We start from the raw sequence: 17,174 nt of genomic DNA on the forward strand, positions 1-17,174 counted from the left end.
GTGTCGCGCATCCGGGTCAGGTTCTGCCGAGGTCGTCGAGGAACAGTTCGTGCGGCCACTGCTCGTGCAGGACGCGATCGAGCAGTGGATCGCCGGAGTGGTCACAGTACGGGGTCTGGTCGGCGTCGCGGACTGTGGCGACGACGGGTGATGCGAGCAGGCCCCACGGTTCGATCGCGTTCGCCAGCCACCCGTTGACCACCAGTCCGGTGTATTCGGGCGCGTACCAGACCTCGAAGATCGGGACCAGCTCGCGTGGATCGATGGCCAGCCAGGCGCCGTAGGTCAGGGTGTAGCCCGCCGTGAGGTCGATGGGCAGCAGCACCCGGATGAACGCCCCCATTCCCGGGACCTGCATCATCACCGAATCGTTGGGCGCGGGTCCGCTCATCCAGGTGCCGGCGGTCAGCTCCCGATCGGGCAGGTCGAGTACCGGGTCCGGTAGCTGGAACCGGATGTGGCGGTCCCGCGGATCCAGGTCGTGGCCGCAGGTCGGGCAGCCGCCGAATTCCCCGTCGTGCCGGTGGGCGGGCTCAGCCTTCGACCCCTCGTTCGGATGTGCTTCGCTCGACACAGAATTCGTTCCCTTCGGGGTCGAGGAGGGTGACCCACCCACGACCGTCGGCGGTACGGTGATCCGCATACAGTGTCGCGCCCATCCCGATCACCCGCTCGACTTCCTCGTCGCGGGTCCGTTCGGTCGGCATCCAATCGAAGTGGATCCGGTTCTTCACCGTCTTGCCCTCCGGCACCCGAATGAACAGAAACCCGGGCAAGGGCGACGGCGCTTCCAGCAACGTCTCGTCGTCGTCCACTTCATCCGCGTCCGACATCGGCCAGCCGGTGACGGAACTCCAGAACGACGCGAGCTTGTACGGATCGGCGCAGTCGATCGCGATGTGACGAAGAATCATGCCGGCGAGCCTATCGCCGCCCCGAGTCCCCCTGCACCGCAATTAATCCCGTGCCGTTACCGACTGAGCGAACGAATGCCATCAGGTGCAGGTACGCACTCTCTGCCAGATCGCGCATAACATGCCCGCAGCGTCACGAAAGGTGGTTCGCCGCAGCTTTAGCCGGCGGCTGGTTCACGGACAGGTTGGGGACGGTTCCTTCGTAGCGTTCTATTTCGACCAGTGAGAGTTGGCCTGCGCAGCCCTGGCTCAGGGTTGAGGAGGGGCGGTCGGGGGTCAGGACGTTGGGGTTGCCGTGGCGGCAGAAGGTGGGGTTGGTGGGGTCGGGGTCGTACCAGGCGCCGGTGGAGAGTTGGGCTACGCCCTGGCGGACGGCGTCGTCGATGATCAGGCCGGCCAGGCAGGTGCCGCGGGGGCTGCGGATGCGGACGAGATCGCCGTCGTGCAGGTTGCGGGCAGCGGCGTCGTCGGGGTGCAGGCGGACCGGTTCGCGGGCAGCGATTTTGGCGGCTTGGCTGAACTCGCCGACGTCGAGTTGGCTGTGCAGTTTGGTGCGTGGCTGGTTGGCGACCAGTTGCAGCGGGAATTCGGCGGCGGCGGGAGCACCGAGCCATTCTTCGGGCTCGAGCCAGGCGGGGTGGCCGGGGCAGTCCGGGTAGCCGAAGCTGTCGATGGTTTCGGAGAAGATCTCGATCTTGCCGCTCGGTGTGCTGAGCGGGAATCGTTCGGGGTCGGCGCGGAAGTCGGCACACAGGATCTGCTGCGGGTCCGGAACCGGCAGTTCGATGTGTTCGCTGGCCCAGAAGGTGTCGAAGTCGGGCAGGTCGTGGCCGGTGTGGCGGAGCCGCCATTCTTCGTAGAGGTGGCGCAGCCAATCCTCGGCGGTGCGGCCCTCGGTGAATTCCTTGCCTGCGCCGAGGCGTTCGGCCAGTTCGGCGAAGGTGGCGTAGTCGTCGCGGGCGTTGCCGTGCGGGCGGGTGATCGCCTTCATCGGGAACAGGATGCGGTCGTTTTCGCCGGCGCCGTAGTCGTCGCGTTCGATCGACATGGTCGAGGGGATGACGAAGTCGGCGTGCCGGGCGGTCGAGGACCAGAACGGGTCGTGCACGACGACCGTCTCGGGGCGGGCGAACGCGGTGCGCAGCCGGGCCAGATCCTGGTGGTGGTGAAAGGGATTCCCGCCGGCCCAGTAGACCAGCCGGATGTCGGGGTAGGTCAGATGCTGTCCGTCGTAGTCGAAGGGCTGTCCGGGATTGAGCAGCATGTCGGCGATGCGCGCGACCGGAATGAACGTGTCGACTCGGTTGAGTCCCTGCGGCAGTCGCGGCGGGGAGAACTCGCGCGCGGGCTCGCCGACGTTGGCCGCCGACCCATAGCCGTGCCCGAACCCGCCGCCGGGCAACCCGACCTGGCCGAGCATCGCCGCGAGCACCAACCCCAACCACAGCGGCTGCTCACCGTACTGCGCGCGCTGCAACGACCAACTGACCGTCACGAAGGTCCGCGCCCCCGCCATCTCCCGCGCGAGCGCCCGGATGCGCTCGGCGGGCAGACCGGTCAGCGCCGCGGCCCACTCCGGGGACTTGACCGTCCCGTCCGCACCGCGCACATAGCCGATGAACCGCTCGTAGCCGACCGTGTATTTGTCCAGAAAAGCCTTGTCCGCCAACCCTTCCACGTCGAGCACCTGCGCCAACGCCAGCATCAGCGCCGTATCGCTGCCCGGCCGCGGCGCGAGCCACTCCGCGTCCGCCTCGGCGGGAGTGTCGTCACGCAACGGCGTGACCGACACGAACCGGCAGCCCCGCGCCCGCGCGGCCCCGATCCACCCGCGCGTGTTGTGCCGCGACACCCCGCCCGGCGCCACCGCCGCGTTCTTCGGCGACAACCCGCCGAACGCCACCACCAACTCGGTGTGCTCGGCCAGCACCGTCTTCGACGTGGCGTGTTCCAGCAGCAATCCGAGATGCCCGAGCACATGCGGCATCAGGACCTGCGACACCCCGAGGCTGTAACTGTTGACGTGCCGCACATACCCGCCGAGGCAGTTCAGGAATCGATGCAACTGACTCTGCGCGTGATGAAACCGCCCCGCACTCGCCCACCCGTAGGACCCGCCGTACACCGCCTCGGCCCCGTGCTCGCGATACACCCGCCCCAACTCACCGGCCAGCAGATCGAGGGCCTTCTCCCACGACACCGGCACGAACGGATCTTCCCCACGCCCGGGCGCACCCGGCCCGTGCTCCAACCACCCCAGCCGAACATAGGGTTGATCGACCCGGGTCGGATGGTGCTGCGCGGAGGCCACATTCTCGATCAGCCGCATCGGCTCCGGATCATCGCGCCACGGCCGCACCGCGGTCAGCCGCTCACCGTCGCTGTCTGCCTCGAAGGCGCCCCAATGCGTCAGATGCGTGGTCACCATCCCACCGTAACCCGGCTTGCCGACAAACGGTCTGCCACGTCGACGACGTCAGCTCAGCTGCCACTCGTCCGGGTCGGCCAGACCCGACTCACAGACGCCGAGAACACCTTTCGGCGCGACCTCAGACCCGACGCAGCTCGAAAATCCGGAACTGACGCCCACCGGAAAGCTCGTACTCCATCTCATACCCGGGCCAGAATTCGACGGCCAGGTCCCAGGCGGGCTTGCGCTCCACACCGGTCAGCTCGGTGACCGAAACCGTGAACTGCTCCCCCTTGTGCCGCACCGTCGCGCTACTCGCGGCCCGCAGATTCGACGACCACACCGGATGTTTCGGGCTACCCCAGTTCGAACCCATGACCAAGAAGTCCTCCCCCCGCGGGACATACAGCAGCGACGTGGTCCGCGCGATGCCGGTCTTGCGCCCCGCGACAGTCACCTCGATCGAGGGCAGCCCGACCAGATCCAGCACCCCCATCCGGCCGTCGGTCCAGCGCCGAACCGCGCGTTCGACGGGAATGACGACGGGCGCCGTGCGCATGACCCAGCGCTGTTGAGCCAACCTGCGAGCAATCGGAGGCAGCGGATTCGACACCATGCCAGAATCCTGACACGTCCCCGTGACGAACCGGCAGCGGCAGGCCGCGACCGAGGGGCAAGTCACATCGCACAACGCAAAGTCGTTGACCGACAACGCTCCACGAACGACGGAACCGCTCCGCTCCGCCCGCCGAACGGCACAAGCGAATTCGAGCGCTGACGACTGTGCGACCGATCCGGACCGGCCGCACAGTCCGCCTACTCCACCGATTCAGGCACCTTCCTCGATCGGCAGACCCGCCTCCGCCCAGTCCTGGATCCCGGCTCGATACGCGCGCACATTCGTGTACCCCAGCGCCCGCAGCTTGACCGCGACGTTCTCACTGTTGCGGCACGCCTCGTTCGAGCAGTAGGTGACGATCGCCGCCGCCCGATCCGGAAGCAGTTGCCCGGCAGTCGATTCCACCTCGGACTCGACCAGCACCCGCGCACCCGGCAGATGCGCCTTCTCGAAATACCCGGCCCCGAGCGTGTCGAGCACCGTCACCGAACCCGCCTCGATAGCGGCGGCCAGCTCCTCGCGAGCAATGACGTCAGACATGAGATTTCCCTTCCGGCAAAACCAAACTATGTGCGTGTGCACGCTACTATATGCGTGCGGACGCACACAAGTAGGTAAGATCGCCCCGTGACCGACAACCACCGCGCGGCAAGCCACGCCTGGTCCGCCCTACTGCGCGTACACGCCCAACTCGTACCCCAACTCGACGCCGACCTGCGCGCCGCCACCGGCCTCCCCCTCGCCTGGTACGACGTCCTGCTCGAACTCGACGGCGTCCCTCCCCTGCGCATGACCGACCTCGGCGAACGCGTCGTACTCAGCCGCACCCGAGTCAGCCGCCTGGTCACCGAACTCGAAACCGCCGGACTCGTCACCCGCGAAGCCAACCCCGACGACGGCCGCTCCGCCTTCGTCACCATCACCGACGCCGGACGCACCCGACTCCACGACGCCGCACCCCGCTACCTCGCCGGCATCCACCAACGCTTCGCCGCCAAACTCGACCCCGACGAACTGCGAACACTCACCCGAACACTCGGCAAAATCCTTGGCCCCACCGACATTTCCTAGCAAAACTCTCAGGAAGACCGCTCCGCGACACCGGTAGCTTGGAGAGCGCGCACCTCGGGCGCGACCACCGGAAGGATGCAATCTCTTGATGATCGGTGCCCACAGGCCGCTCCCCACCCGACCGACCTGCCCGCACCTACGAAGAGCCGCCTGATGTTCGCGCGCTGGGGAGATCTCGTCCACCGGTTCCGCTTCCTCGTCATCGGCATCGTCGGCGCCGGCATGCTCGCGCTCGGCGGATACGGCTATGACCTCGGAAACCACCTCGGCGCCAGCGGATTCGACGACCCGACCTCCGAATCGGCGCACGCCGCACGAATCGCCGACGACGCGTTCCTGCGCGACCACGGCGCCGACGTGCTCCTGGTCTACACCGCGCCACCCGGGGTGAAACTCGACGATCCCGCGTTCAGCGCCAAGATCGTCGACAGCCTGAACAACCTGCCGAAGAAATACCCCCAGATCGACAAGATCAACGGCGCCTACTGGCAGACCGAGGCAGCACCCGGCAACCCCAACTTCTTCGGAAAACCCGACGAGAACCGCGCATTCGCCTCCGTGGCCATCAAAGGCGACAACGACACCGACATCGTCAACAACTTCCGCGCCGTCAAAGACGTCTTCTACATCCCCGAGGTCGACGTCCAGGTCGCCGGACTCCAACCGATCGCAGGCGCGCTCACCGACACCCTCGCCGACGACCTGCACCGCATGGAACTGCTCGCGCTACCCGCCGTCGCGATCCTGCTCTTCTTCGTCTTCGGCGGCCTCGTCGCCGCGGCCCTGCCGCTGATCCTCGGCGGGCTCACCATCATCAGCGCCAACGGCATCGTCCGGTTCATCACCGAGTTCACCCAGGTCAACTCGTTCGTCTCCAGCGTCGTCACGATGATCGGCCTCGGACTCGCCATCGACTACGGCCTGTTCATCGTCAGCCGCTTCCGCGAAGAAGTCGCCGAAGGCTACGAAACCCGAATCGCCCTGCGCCGCACCGTCATGACCGCGGGCCGCACCGTCGTGTTCTCCGCCACCATGATCGTCATCAGCCTCGGCGGCATGCTGTTCTTCCCGCAGGGATTCCTGCGCTCCCTCGCCTACGGTTCCATCGCCACCGTCTCGCTCGCCGCGCTCTCGGCGATCACCATCCTGCCTGCCATCCTCAGCATCCTCGGACCGCGCGTCGACCTGCTCGGCATCAAACGGTTCAGCCGAACCAAAACCGCCGAGGAAGTCGAGAACGGCCTCTGGGGCCGCAGCACCCGCTGGGTCATGCAGCACCCGAAGAAGATCGCCATCCCGCTGATCCTCGGCCTGCTCCTGCTGATCATCCCGGTCAAGAACATCGCCTTCGGCACATTCAGCGAAACCTATCTGCCACCGGACAACCCGACCCGAACCGCACAGCAGGAATTCGACTCCACCTTCCCCAAACGCAAGTCCGACCCGGTGCAACTGGTATTCGTCACCGAAGACACCGACGAGAACCGCCAAGCCCACCGCAACGCCATCGGCGCCGCGGTCAAACTAGCCAACCGCGCGCCGGGACTCGCCGACCTCAGACCAGGCGTACCAGGCGAATTCGCCACTCCGACCGCCTCGACCATCCGGCCCGGCGTCTACCGCACCGAGGCACAACTGGCCGACTCCACCGATACCGCCGCGGCCGACGCGACCATCGACTACCTGCGCTCGATGGACCTACCCGACGAAGTCACCATGCTCGTCGGCGGTCAACCCGCGTTCAAGAAGGACTCCATCGACGGCATGCTCGGCCGCGTACCGTTCATGGTCGTCGTGGTCCTGCTGCTCACCACGATTCTCATGTTCCTCACCTTCGGCTCCCTCGTGCTGCCGATCAAGGCCGCCCTGATGAGCGTGCTCGGCCTCGGCTCCACGCTGGGCATCCTCACCCTCATCTTCGTGGACGGCCACGGCTCGGGCCTGCTCAACTTCACCCCGCAGCCGATCCAGGCCAACGTGCTCATCTTGATCATCGCCATCATCTACGGGCTCTCCACCGACTACGAGGTCTTCCTGCTCTCGCGCATGGTCGAAGCCCGCGCGAAGGGCGCGACCACCACCGAGGCCGTCCGCATCGGCACCGCGCACACCGGCGGCATCATCACCGCCGCCGCGCTGATCCTGCTCGTCGTCACCGGCGCCTTCGCCTTCTCCGACCTGGTGATGATGCAGTACATCGCCTACGGCATGATCGCCGCGCTGTTCATCGACGCCACCATCCTGCGCATGCTCCTGGTACCGGCCATCATGAAACTGCTCGGCGACGACTGCTGGTGGGCGCCGGCCTGGATGAAACGGCTCCAACAACGCGTCGGCCTCGGCGAACCCGTCCTCGACGACGAACACCCCAGCACCCGCGGCATGACCGACCTCGTCGAAACCACGCCCATCACCGACCCGGTCACCGTGCAACTGCCCGTCGTCACCGCGGAGCAGAGCCACCGCTGAATTCGCCCGTAGCGGAATCGGTTCCGGCATCGGGGCACCCGAATTAGCGTGGGCAGCTCGAAGGGAGGCGAGCATGAACGCTCCGATCAAATTCTCGATGACCGCCAATGTGATGGAGGTCGGGTCCTGGCCGGACTTTGCCCGCGGGTGCGAAAAGGAAGGCTTCGACGCCCTGATGGTGCCCGACCATCCGGGGGTGTTCGTCTCGCCGTTCGTCGCGCTCGCCGCGGCCGCGACGGCCACCGAGACGATCCGGCTCGGCACCAACGTGATCAATGCCGGGATGTGGGAGCCGCTGATCCTCGCCGGTGAGGTCGGCACGCTCGATGTGCTGTCCGGCGGGCGGGCGCTGTTCGGGATCGGGGCCGGGCACAATCCGGCGGAATGGACGATGCAGGGGCGCGAACATCCGTCGGCGGCGGACCGGGTTTCGCGAATGATCGAGGTCACCGACACGACGCGGCGTTTGCTGGCCGGTGAGACGGTGACGTTCGCGGGTCAGCATGTTCGGCTTCAGGACGCGGCGCTGGCGCTACCGCGGCCGGCACAGGAGCCGGTGCCGGTTCTGGTCGGCGGCAATGGGAATCGGGTGCTTCGGTATGCGGCTGCCAACGCGGAGATCGTCGGGTTCTCCGGGCTCGGGCGGACGCTGCCCGATGGTCGTAATCATGAGGTTCGGTGGGGTCGCGAGCAGATCGACGCGCAGGTCGAGCTCGCGCGCAACGCTGCGGAGCAAGCCGGGCGTAGGCCGGCGTTCGAGGCGCTGGTGCAGCACGTGGAGATCACCGAGGACGCAGAGGCGGCCTGTGCTCGCTTTGCCGAGGACATTCCGACGACCGGTGTCGCCGAGTTGCTCGGGTCGCCGTACGTCTTGATCGGCACGGTCGATGAGCTGGTCACCGAGTTGCGGGGGCATCAGAAGCGTTGGGGGTTCGACCGATTCGTCATGCGGGCCGCTGCCCGTACGGCTGGTGCGCAGATCCTCGAGGCGCTCGCCTCATCCGAGTAGCTGCGCCGGACCTGCCCCTCTTGTCAGAGCTGATGAGAGGGCTGGGTCGGGCGTTTGAATGCTGGCGATTTGTGGTGGGTATTACCTCAGGCGAGCAGCATGCGTAGATGCGCATATCTACGTAACTAGATGTATTTTCTCTATTCATACCTACTAGCTCTAGCTGACCTACACGACACGCCCTTCTCCGGAACCCGAAGTAGCCCAACCGAACTGCCCGCCGAGCTATCCCACTCCCCTTCCCCACTGAAGGGCCTCGCTGCCTGACCACTCCCCTCGCTTCCCGACCAACCCACCGCCGCAGATCCTCCTGAAACGGACATACGACCAGTTACGCTGTCCCCCAGGTCCATGGCCCGGTCCCCCGGTTGAACAGGAGTCCGATGCGATCAGCACGCCGTCGCCACGTCTTGGCCATCCTCGCGGCCGCCACCGCAGTGCTCACGGTCGGCAGCACCGCAACCGGCGCCGCCCGACCGGAACCACCCGCACAGGTCGCCCCGCTCGGCGCCGACTTCCGCTGGGGTGTCGCCGCATCCGGATACCAGTCCGAGGGCCATGCACCCGACAGCAACTGGTCGCGCTACGTCACCGCAGGCAAAACCCATGACCCGTACGGCGATTCGATCGACTTCTTCACCCGCTACCGCTCCGATATTGCCCTGGCCGCGCAACTCGGCGTCAAGGTCTACCGGATCGGCCTGGAGTGGGCTCGCGTGCAACCGCGGCCCGGCGAGTGGGACGAGAGCGGACTCCGCTTCTACGACAACGTCATCGCGGCGATCACCGCGGCTGGCATGCAACCGATGCTCACCATCGACCACTGGGTCTACCCCGGCTGGGAGGTCGACCGCGGCGGCTGGCGCAACGCGGGCATCGTCGAGGACTGGCTGGCTAACGCCCGCGCCCTCGTCGACCGCTACGCCGCGGCCGACCCGCTGTGGGTCACCTTCAACGAGCCCACCTTCTACATCGTCAACGAGTTACAGAAGGGCGGCATCTCACCCGCCGACATCCCCGCGATGCACGACCGAATCGCGCAGGCGCACAACGGCATCTACGACTACATCCATGCCGCGCAGCCCGGCGCGCAGGTCACCAGCAATGTCGCCTACATCCCCACCGGCGAAGACCTGATCAACAAACCGCTGCTCGACAAGATCGGCGGCCGGCTCGACTACATCGGCATCGATTACTACTACGGCCTCTCCCCCGAATCCCTGCTGGCCGGCCCACCCGACTTCGAACGCCTGTGGACCCAGCCGCTACAGCCCGAAGGCATCTACTACGCCCTCCAGCACTACACCCGCCAGTACCCCGGAAAGCCGCTCTACATAGTCGAAAACGGCATGCCGACCGAGAACGGCGCACCCCGAGCCGACGGCTACACCCGCGCCGACAACCTCCGCGACACCATCTACTGGCTGCAACGCGCCAAATCCGACGGCATGAACGTCATCGGCTACAACTACTGGAGCCTCACCGACAACTACGAGTGGGGTTCCTACACCCCACGTTTCGGCCTCTACACCGTCGACGTGCTCACCGACCCCACCCTCACTCGGCGACCAACCGACGCGGTCCCCGCCTACACGGCCCTCACGCAGGCCGGCGGCGTTCCGCCCGACTACCGCCCCACCCGAGCACCCCAACCCTGCTCCTTCGTCGACGCCGCAGCCAGCTGCCTGGACCCGGTCACCGTCCCCCGATGACCGAACCCGCAGACCCCACCGGGGTTCTCCAACGCTGGCAGCACTCCGGAGCCATCTGGCGCGTCCTCGCCCGTCGGCCGGACCAAGTAACCATCGGCCTCTACGAATGCACCGGCGGCCAAGAAGTCGACCGATTCACCTCCGCCGACCCCACCCTTCTGCACTTCCTGGGCAATCGCCTCAGCAGCGACGACTGACCACCGGAGGCGCTACCCGCGGTCAGGGGTTCGGGCGGTAGCCGAGCATGTCGAGTAGGCCGTCGAGTTGGAGTTCGAAGAGTTCGGCGCGGTCGGCGAAGGTTTCGGTGCCGTACATGTCGAAGAGGTCGGCGCTCACGGCGCCGAAGAGGCTGGCCCAGAAGGTAACTCCGCGGACGATGAGCCAGTCGGGGATGTCTACGTCGAGTTCGGCGCGGATCTGGGCGAAACTTGTTGCGAGGGGCGAGGTTACGTGGACTTCGGCGGCCGGGGGCTGGAGCCGGTTCGCGCGGTAGGCGCGGTCGAAGAGGGATTGCAGGGTAATGATGACCCGGGTGCCGGGGGCCATGGTTTGGTCGGCGGGGGCGTCGTAGCCGGGGACCGGGGTGCCGAAAAGCAGTCCGTAGCGGGCGGGTTCGGCGTGTGCCCAGCGGCGGACGGTGCGGGCGAGGACGCGCAGCTGCTCGATCGGGTCGTCGGGCGCCTCGGCCAGCGCGGCGTCGACGGCGTCGCCGAGGTCGTTGTAGCCATCGACGACGAGCAGGGTGAGTAGTTCGTCGCGGCTGCTGACGTAGCGGTAGACGGCCGAGGAGACGACGCCGAGGTCGCGGGCGACCGCGCGGAGCGAGAGCGCCGCGGCGCCGTCGGTGGCCAGATGCTCGCGGCCGATGCGGACTATGTCGTTCATGGTCTGGGCCCTTGCTCGGGCGCGCGGGGTCGTCGGCATGTGTTCACGGTGCAATATCCAGAGAGCGTTGTCAACAACAGTGAGCACTGCTCTTGACAAATCAGAAGTCGCTGCCGCATGCTCATTCACATCAGAGAGCGCTGCTCTCTAAAACGAAAAGCTCCACCCTCGAAAGGGATTCACCACATGTCTGACCTGCACATCGTCACCGGCGCCGGACCCGTCGGAACGACCATCGCCGAGCAGCTGGCCGCCGCGGGCAACCAGGTGCGCGTGCTCACCCGCTCCGGCAGCGGACCGAAGCACCCGCTCATCGAACTCCGCCGGGTCGACGCCTCGAATCCGGAGCAGCTGTCCGGCCAGTTCGACGGCGCGACGGCGGTCTACCACTGCATCCACGGCTCGCAGCACTCCGCGAAGGTCTGGCGCGCCGAGATGCCCGCGGCCGAGCAGGTCGTGCTGAACGAGGCCGGAAAGGCCGGCGCGGTCGTCGTCTTCCCGGAGAGCCTGTACTCCTACCTGCCGACCGACGGGCCGATCCGCGAAACATCCACCCGCACAGGCAGTTCCGGCAAGGGGGCGGTGCGCGAGGAGTTGCTGCGCGCCCGCGACGCACACGCCACCCCGACGGTCAGCGTCGCCGCCGCCGACTTCCTCGGCCCGCACGTGCACGCCTCGATCGCCGGCGATCAGATGTTCACGCCGATCCTCGCGGGCAAGCGAGTCACCGCCCTCGGCAACATCGACCTCCCCCACTCCTTCACCTACATCCCCGACCTCGCCGCGGCCATGATCCGCGCGGCCGCCGACAAGTCCCTGCACGACACCGTCCTGCACGCGCCCACCGCACCCGCCATCACTCAGCGTCAGCTCATCACCGCCATCGCGGACGCGGCAGGCGCGCCGAAACCGACGATCACGGCCATGCCGGTCTGGCTGATGAAGCTGATCGGCGTAGCCAACCCGCTGCTGCGCGAGCTGAGCGAACTCGGCTACCAGCTCGAGCGGCCGTTCGTGCTCGACTCCACCGACAGCGAGCACAAGCTGGGTCTGCGCCCCACTCCGCTCGACGAGGCCGTCGCCACCACCGCCGCCTGGTGGAAATCGCAGTCCTGAGCGTGCGGAAAGCGGGTGTCGCCTGCCCAAAGCCGCGGCACCCGCCCTGGTTCGGCGCACAACCTACTCGGTAGTAGTGTTAGCCGAGTCACTGGCGACCCGATCGAGGAGCTTCCTATGGACCAGCGAGCAACGGATTTCGACGTCCTCATCGTCGGTTCTGGCTTCGGGGGCAGCGTCACCGCACTCCGGCTGGTCGAAAAGGGCTACAAGGTCGGCGTGCTCGAGGCGGGCCAGCGGTTCGCCGACGACGAGCTGCCCAAGAACAGCTGGGAACTGAAGAAGTTCCTCTGGGCACCGAAACTCGGCTGCTACGGCATCCAGCGCATCCACCTGCTGCGCGACGTCCTCATCCTCGGCGGCGCGGGGGTCGGCGGCGGATCGCTGAACTACGCCAACACGCTGTACGTGCCGCCGGAGCCGTTCTTCCGGGACGCGCAGTGGCGCGACATCACCGACTGGCGCACCGAGCTCGAGCCGTATTACGAACGCGCGCAGAAGATGCTCGGCGTGGTGCGCAACCCGCACATGACCCCGGCCGACGAGGTGTTCAAGCAGGTCGCCGACGACCTCGGGGTGGGCGACACCTTCGTGCAGACCCCGGTCGGCGTGTTCTTCGGCGAACCAGGAAAGACCGTGGCGGACCCGTACTTCGGTGGCGTCGGCCCCGAACGGACCGGCTGCGTCGAATGCGGTGACTGCATGGTCGGCTGCAAGTTCGGCGCCAAGAACACGCTCGTGAAGAACTATCTCTACCTCGCGGAAAAGGCCGGCGCGGAAGTCATTCCGATGACCACCGTGACCGACCTGCGCCCGCACCCGGACGGCACCTGGGACGTGTCCACCGCGCGCACCGGCGCGTGGGTGCGCAAGCAGCCCAAGACCTTCAGCGCCGCGAACGTGGTGCTCGCCGCAGGCACCCGGGGCACCCAGCAGCTGCTGTTCGCCATGCGGGACAAGGGCGCGCTGCCGGAGCTCTCCGATCGCCTCGGCCAGCTGACCCGCACCAACTCCGAGTCGATCGTCGGCGCGGCGACCAAGAAGGTCACGCCCGGTGTCGATTTCACCAAGGGTGTCGCGATCACCTCGTCGATCCACCCGACGCCGGACACGCATATCGAGCCGGTCCGGTACGGCAAGGGTTCCAACGCGATGGGCCTGTTGCAGACGCTGATGGTGGACGGCGGCGGGCGCATTCCGCGCTGGCTGCGCTTCCTCGGCATCCTGCTGCGCCGCCCGATGGACCTGCTGAGCTTCCTGAGCACCAAGGACTGGAGCGAGCGGACCATCATCTCGCTGGTCATGCAGCACCTGGACAACTCGATCACCACCTACACCAAGCGCGGGCTCTTCGGTCGCAAGCTGACCAGCAAACAGGGTCACGGCGAACCGAATCCGACCTGGATTCCGGTGGGCAACGACGTCACCCGCCGGGTGGCCGCCAAGATCGGCGGCATCGCCGGCGGCAGTTGGGGCGAGATCTTCAACATTCCACTCACCGCCCACTTCCTCGGCGGCGCGGTGATCGGCGCGGACGCGGAACACGGCGTGATCGATGGTTACCACCGCGTTTACGGCTATCCGACGCTCAGCGTTGTCGATGGTGCCGCCGTTTCGGCCAACCTCGGCGTGAATCCGTCGCTCACCATCACCGCTCAGGCCGAGCGCGCCGCGGCGTACTGGCCGAACAAGGGCGAGGTGGATACCCGGCCCGCGCTCGGTACCGCCTATCAGCAGATCGCTCCGGTCGCACCGGCGAAGCCCGTGGTACCCGCGAACGCGCCTGCCGCGCTGGTGCTTCCGATCGTGCAGATCAGAGAGACCCCGGCCGCGGGCTGATCGCGGTCCGCGCCGGGCGTTTTCCGCAACGGTGCGTCGGCCGCATTTCGGTGCGGCCGAGCACTCGGAACCCGCCGGTATGGTCGATTTCATGGAGTGGAGTTTTCGTGCGGCCGAAGAGCTTTCGGCCGCCTTGCGCGCTGGTGCGGTGACCTCGGTCGAGCTGACCGAGGAGGCGATCGCTCGGATCGAGCGAGACGACAAGGTGATCAACGCGGTCTGCGTGCGGGACTTCGACAACGCGCGCGCCGCCGCCCGCGCCGCGGACGAGGCCCGCGCCCGCGGCGAAGACGGCCCGCTGCTGGGCATTCCGGTGACGGTCAAGGAGTCCTACAACATGGCCGGGCTGCCCACGACCTGGGGCATGCCGCAGTTCGAGGACTATGTGCCCGCCGAGGACGCGGTACAGGTCGCGCGGATCAAAGCCGCGGGCGCGGTGATCCTCGGCAAGACCAACGTGCCGTTCATGCTGCAAGAGTGGCAGAGCTTCAACGAGATCTACGGCACCACCAACAATCCGTGGGACCACAGCCGCACGCCGGGCGGCTCGTCCGGCGGTTCGGCCGCGGCCCTGGCCTCCGGATTCGGCGCGCTGTCCATCGCCTCCGACATCGCCGGTTCACTGCGCACGCCCGCACATTTCTGCGGCGTCTACGCGCACAAACCGACGCTCGGACTGGTGGCGAATCGCGGTATGGTCCCGCCGCCGGCACCTGCCCTGCCGACCGAACACGACCTCGCCGTCGTCGGTCCGATGGCTCGTACCGCCCGTGACCTCTCCGTTCTGCTGGACGTGATGGCCGGGCCCGACCCGCTTACCCACGGCGTCGCCTACAACTTGACGCTGCCGCCCACGCGCCACGAACAACTCGGCGACTTCCGCGTCCTGGTCCTCGAGGATCACCCGCTCATTCCGACCTCGTCCGCGGTGCGGGCAGGCGTGAACCGGGTGGCCGACGCGCTGACCGAGGCGGGCGCGAAGGTCGAACGGCACAGCCCGCTGCTGCCCGATCTCACCGAGGCTGCGACTCTTTATGTGCAACTGCTGGGTTCGAACCTCTCCGCGAATTTTCCTGCGGACAGGTACGAGCAGCTGCGTGCCCACGCCGCCGGGCTGAGCGCGGACGATCAGAGTCTGGCCACGACGTGGTTGCGCGGCATGGTGTTCAGCCATCGCGACTGGGTCCAGGCGAACAACCGGCGCGAGCAGCACCGCCACGGCTGGCGGCAATTCTTCGCCGAGTTCGATGCCGTGGTCTGCCCGATCACCTCGACGCCCGCGTTCCCGCACGACCACGAGCAGAGCATCACCGAACGGAAGATCGACATCGACGGCGTCGAATACCCGTTCCTCGACCAGTTCGCCTGGGCCGGTCTGGCCACCATGCCCGGCCTGCCCGCCACGGTCATCCCGACCGGCCTGTCCCCCGCGGGCTTGCCGGTGGGCGTGCAGCTGATCGGTCCGATGTTCGAGGACCGCACCCCGCTGCGGCTGGCCGAACTGCTGGAGCAGCGGATCGGCGGCTTCCAAGCACCGCAATAGGTTCCGGTCGGTAGCATGCGGGCACGCTGCGGGAGGTGCCCGGGCGGCTGACGGAGGGTGGCGCATGCCGGAGGACGACCTGAGGCGGCAACTCGCTGAACGGTTTCGTGAGGTCAACGGCGACCATCCGATGACGGCCGCCGACGATGCCTACGTCAGCGCACAGTTCGTCGTGCTCGATGAGCTGTGCGCGGCGCAGGGTCGCGACGCCGACGAAACCCGCAGGCTGATGTTGGCGCGGCACTTGCCGATTCCGGGTTACCTGCGCTCCGACGGCGCCGAGATGGTGCCGCGCGACCTGTTCGCCCTCGCCGAGGCCGCGGGCGGCGTGGACCGGCTCGAGGCCTGGTTCACCGCCCGCTGGCCCGATCCGGACCTCGGTCAGCAGGAGTGGAACGCCTACCTCAGCGGACAGTACGTGTGCCTGCATTCGGTGCGGCCCACCAACATTCAGCGCAAAGAGTTCCTGACCAGCGCGATCGATGCCGCGACCAACCAACCCGATGTCGGTTCACCCGAGTGGTACGAGCGCCTGCACGCGTTGATCGACGAACTCGACGCCCTGGAGCCCGCGTTCACCGACTACGACCGACTTCGCTTCGGCGGACCGACCTCGCGCCAGATCTACATCGACTCGGTGCGCGCCCGTTTCCCGCTGCCCAAGGTCACACCGCAGTAGGCACCGAGTGGTACCGACGGCGGTGTTCGGCCCAGGGTTCGTGCTGTTCCTCCGGGGACATCGCGAGTAGCAAACGCAGTTGGGCCCAATGGGTTTCGTCGGTGGGGGTGTAGATCTGGACCCAGGCGCCGGCCACCGCGGGGATCGACATGCTGGTGATGACCATTTCCAGTTGGCCGACGGCGAGATTGCGGATCTGTTTGATCCGGTTGGCCGGGATCGCGACGTCGTTGCGGGCCCACAGGGTGGCGAAATCGGTGCTGGCGGTGCACATCTCCTCGATGAACTCCTGCCAGGTCGGGTCGTCGAGGTTCTTCGCGTAGGCGCCGCGCAGGTAGGCGACCATGCGGCGCAGGTCGTCCCAGCAGTGCTTGTAGGTGTTGCAGCACTGCGGGGTGAGGAATACGCGGCGGGCTACGTTGCGCTCCCCCATCAGGAATCCCGGGCAGAGTGCGGCGTACGGCTCGTTGAAGGCCAGCACGTCGTACCGCGCGCTGAGCACCGCGGCGGGCAGCGGCGCCAGGTGGTCGAGGATGGTCTGCATCTCTTCCGGCAGTGCGCTGTTCGCGTGCGGGCTCGGCACGGTCGGGACCTCGGCGAGGCGGTAGAGATGCCCGCGCTCGGCGTCGTCGAGGGCCAGGGTCCGGGCGACCGCGTCGAGCACCTGGACGCTGACGTTGATCTGGCGGCCCTGTTCGAGCCAGGTGTACCAGGTGACGCCGATGCCGGACAGCTGTGCGACCTCTTCGCGGCGCAATCCCGGTGTGCGGCGGCGTGGTCCGGGTGGCAGCCCGACGTCGTCCGGGGAGATCTTGGCTCGTCGCGACTTGAGGAAGGTTCCCAGTTCCGCGCGGCGCGCTTTGCGCACCGCCCGCACATCGAGCACATCGGTCATCCACTGATCGTGC

15 protein-coding genes and 1 pseudogene are annotated in these 17,174 nt (G+C 67.2%); 9 read left to right on the forward strand and 7 right to left on the reverse strand.

Features of this window, described 5'->3' with window-relative positions; genetic code table 11:
* Positions 1–16: 16 nt before the first annotated feature.
* The 5 genes from AB0M22_RS29310 to AB0M22_RS29330 all read right to left on the reverse strand — a co-directional run bounded on the left by AB0M22_RS29310 (position 17) and on the right by AB0M22_RS29330 (position 4,483).
* The gene (locus AB0M22_RS29310) at positions 17–574 is read right to left on the reverse strand and encodes a hypothetical protein (protein ID WP_364733538.1); all 558 of its coding nucleotides are present in this window, start codon (positions 572–574) and stop codon (positions 17–19) included.
* Positions 534–914, reverse strand: a complete 381-nt coding sequence (locus AB0M22_RS29315) for a VOC family protein (protein ID WP_364733541.1) — start codon at positions 912–914, stop codon at positions 534–536. Before AB0M22_RS29315 ends, AB0M22_RS29310 begins: the two co-directional genes overlap by 41 nt.
* Positions 915–1,047: 133 nt before the next feature.
* Positions 1,048–3,342 carry a molybdopterin-dependent oxidoreductase gene (locus AB0M22_RS29320; protein ID WP_364733544.1) on the reverse strand — a complete coding sequence of 765 codons (2,295 nt, stop codon included), beginning with the start codon at positions 3,340–3,342 and terminating at the stop codon, positions 1,048–1,050.
* A gap of 121 nt (positions 3,343–3,463) precedes the next feature.
* Positions 3,464–3,883, reverse strand: coding sequence for a nitroreductase family deazaflavin-dependent oxidoreductase (locus tag AB0M22_RS29325; protein ID WP_364733547.1), 420 nt, complete (start codon positions 3,881–3,883; stop codon positions 3,464–3,466).
* A gap of 270 nt (positions 3,884–4,153) precedes the next feature.
* The gene (locus AB0M22_RS29330; protein ID WP_364733550.1) at positions 4,154–4,483 is read right to left on the reverse strand and encodes a rhodanese-like domain-containing protein; all 330 of its coding nucleotides are present in this window, start codon (positions 4,481–4,483) and stop codon (positions 4,154–4,156) included.
* 87 nt (positions 4,484–4,570) lie between these two features.
* Between AB0M22_RS29330 and AB0M22_RS29335 the strand changes: the two genes are divergently transcribed.
* The 5 genes and pseudogenes from AB0M22_RS29335 to AB0M22_RS29355 all read left to right on the forward strand — a co-directional run bounded on the left by AB0M22_RS29335 (position 4,571) and on the right by AB0M22_RS29355 (position 10,401).
* Entirely contained in the window at positions 4,571–5,014 is a 444-nt protein-coding gene (locus tag AB0M22_RS29335; RefSeq protein ID WP_364733553.1) for a MarR family transcriptional regulator, read from the forward strand.
* A gap of 153 nt (positions 5,015–5,167) precedes the next feature.
* Positions 5,168–7,459 (forward strand): annotated as a pseudogene (locus AB0M22_RS29340) (MMPL family transporter); the annotation flags it as partial.
* Between the two features lie 97 nt (positions 7,460–7,556).
* The gene (locus AB0M22_RS29345; RefSeq protein WP_364733556.1) at positions 7,557–8,492 is read left to right on the forward strand and encodes a TIGR03621 family F420-dependent LLM class oxidoreductase; all 936 of its coding nucleotides are present in this window, start codon (positions 7,557–7,559) and stop codon (positions 8,490–8,492) included.
* Between the two features lie 383 nt (positions 8,493–8,875).
* On the forward strand, positions 8,876–10,204 hold the full coding sequence (locus tag AB0M22_RS29350) for a family 1 glycosylhydrolase (RefSeq protein ID WP_364733559.1): 1,329 nt from the start codon (positions 8,876–8,878) through the stop codon (positions 10,202–10,204).
* On the forward strand, positions 10,201–10,401 hold the full coding sequence (locus tag AB0M22_RS29355) for a hypothetical protein (protein WP_364733562.1): 201 nt from the start codon (positions 10,201–10,203) through the stop codon (positions 10,399–10,401). The genes AB0M22_RS29350 and AB0M22_RS29355 overlap by 4 nt, the downstream gene beginning before the upstream one ends.
* A 22-nt stretch (positions 10,402–10,423) precedes the next feature.
* Here the strand turns inward: AB0M22_RS29355 and AB0M22_RS29360 are convergent, their stop codons facing one another.
* The gene (locus AB0M22_RS29360; protein ID WP_364733565.1) at positions 10,424–11,128 is read right to left on the reverse strand and encodes a WHG domain-containing protein; all 705 of its coding nucleotides are present in this window, start codon (positions 11,126–11,128) and stop codon (positions 10,424–10,426) included.
* Between the two features lie 147 nt (positions 11,129–11,275).
* On the opposite strand from AB0M22_RS29360, the gene AB0M22_RS29365 reads away from it, so the two are divergent.
* The 4 genes from AB0M22_RS29365 to AB0M22_RS29380 all read left to right on the forward strand — a co-directional run bounded on the left by AB0M22_RS29365 (position 11,276) and on the right by AB0M22_RS29380 (position 16,266).
* Complete coding sequence (locus AB0M22_RS29365) at positions 11,276–12,205, forward strand: NAD-dependent epimerase/dehydratase family protein (protein ID WP_364733568.1); 930 nt, start codon at positions 11,276–11,278, stop codon at positions 12,203–12,205.
* A gap of 117 nt (positions 12,206–12,322) precedes the next feature.
* Positions 12,323–14,044: a GMC family oxidoreductase gene (locus tag AB0M22_RS29370; RefSeq protein ID WP_364733571.1), complete on the forward strand. Its 1,722-nt coding sequence runs from the start codon at positions 12,323–12,325 to the stop codon at positions 14,042–14,044.
* 91 nt (positions 14,045–14,135) lie between these two features.
* Positions 14,136–15,587: an amidase gene (locus AB0M22_RS29375; protein WP_364733574.1), complete on the forward strand. Its 1,452-nt coding sequence runs from the start codon at positions 14,136–14,138 to the stop codon at positions 15,585–15,587.
* Between the two features lie 64 nt (positions 15,588–15,651).
* Positions 15,652–16,266 (forward strand): DUF6058 family natural product biosynthesis protein, encoded by a 615-nt coding sequence (locus tag AB0M22_RS29380; protein ID WP_364733578.1) that lies wholly within the window; start codon positions 15,652–15,654, stop codon positions 16,264–16,266.
* On the opposite strand, the gene AB0M22_RS29385 is transcribed toward AB0M22_RS29380, so the two are convergent.
* On the reverse strand, positions 16,253–17,161 hold the full coding sequence (locus tag AB0M22_RS29385) for a helix-turn-helix transcriptional regulator (protein WP_364733580.1): 909 nt from the start codon (positions 17,159–17,161) through the stop codon (positions 16,253–16,255). The two genes, AB0M22_RS29380 and AB0M22_RS29385, sit on opposite strands and share 14 nt — an antisense overlap.
* Positions 17,162–17,174 lie beyond the last annotated feature (13 nt).

This window comes from Nocardia sp. NPDC051756 (assembly GCF_040681495.1).
GTDB lineage: Bacteria > Actinomycetota > Actinomycetes > Mycobacteriales > Mycobacteriaceae > Nocardia.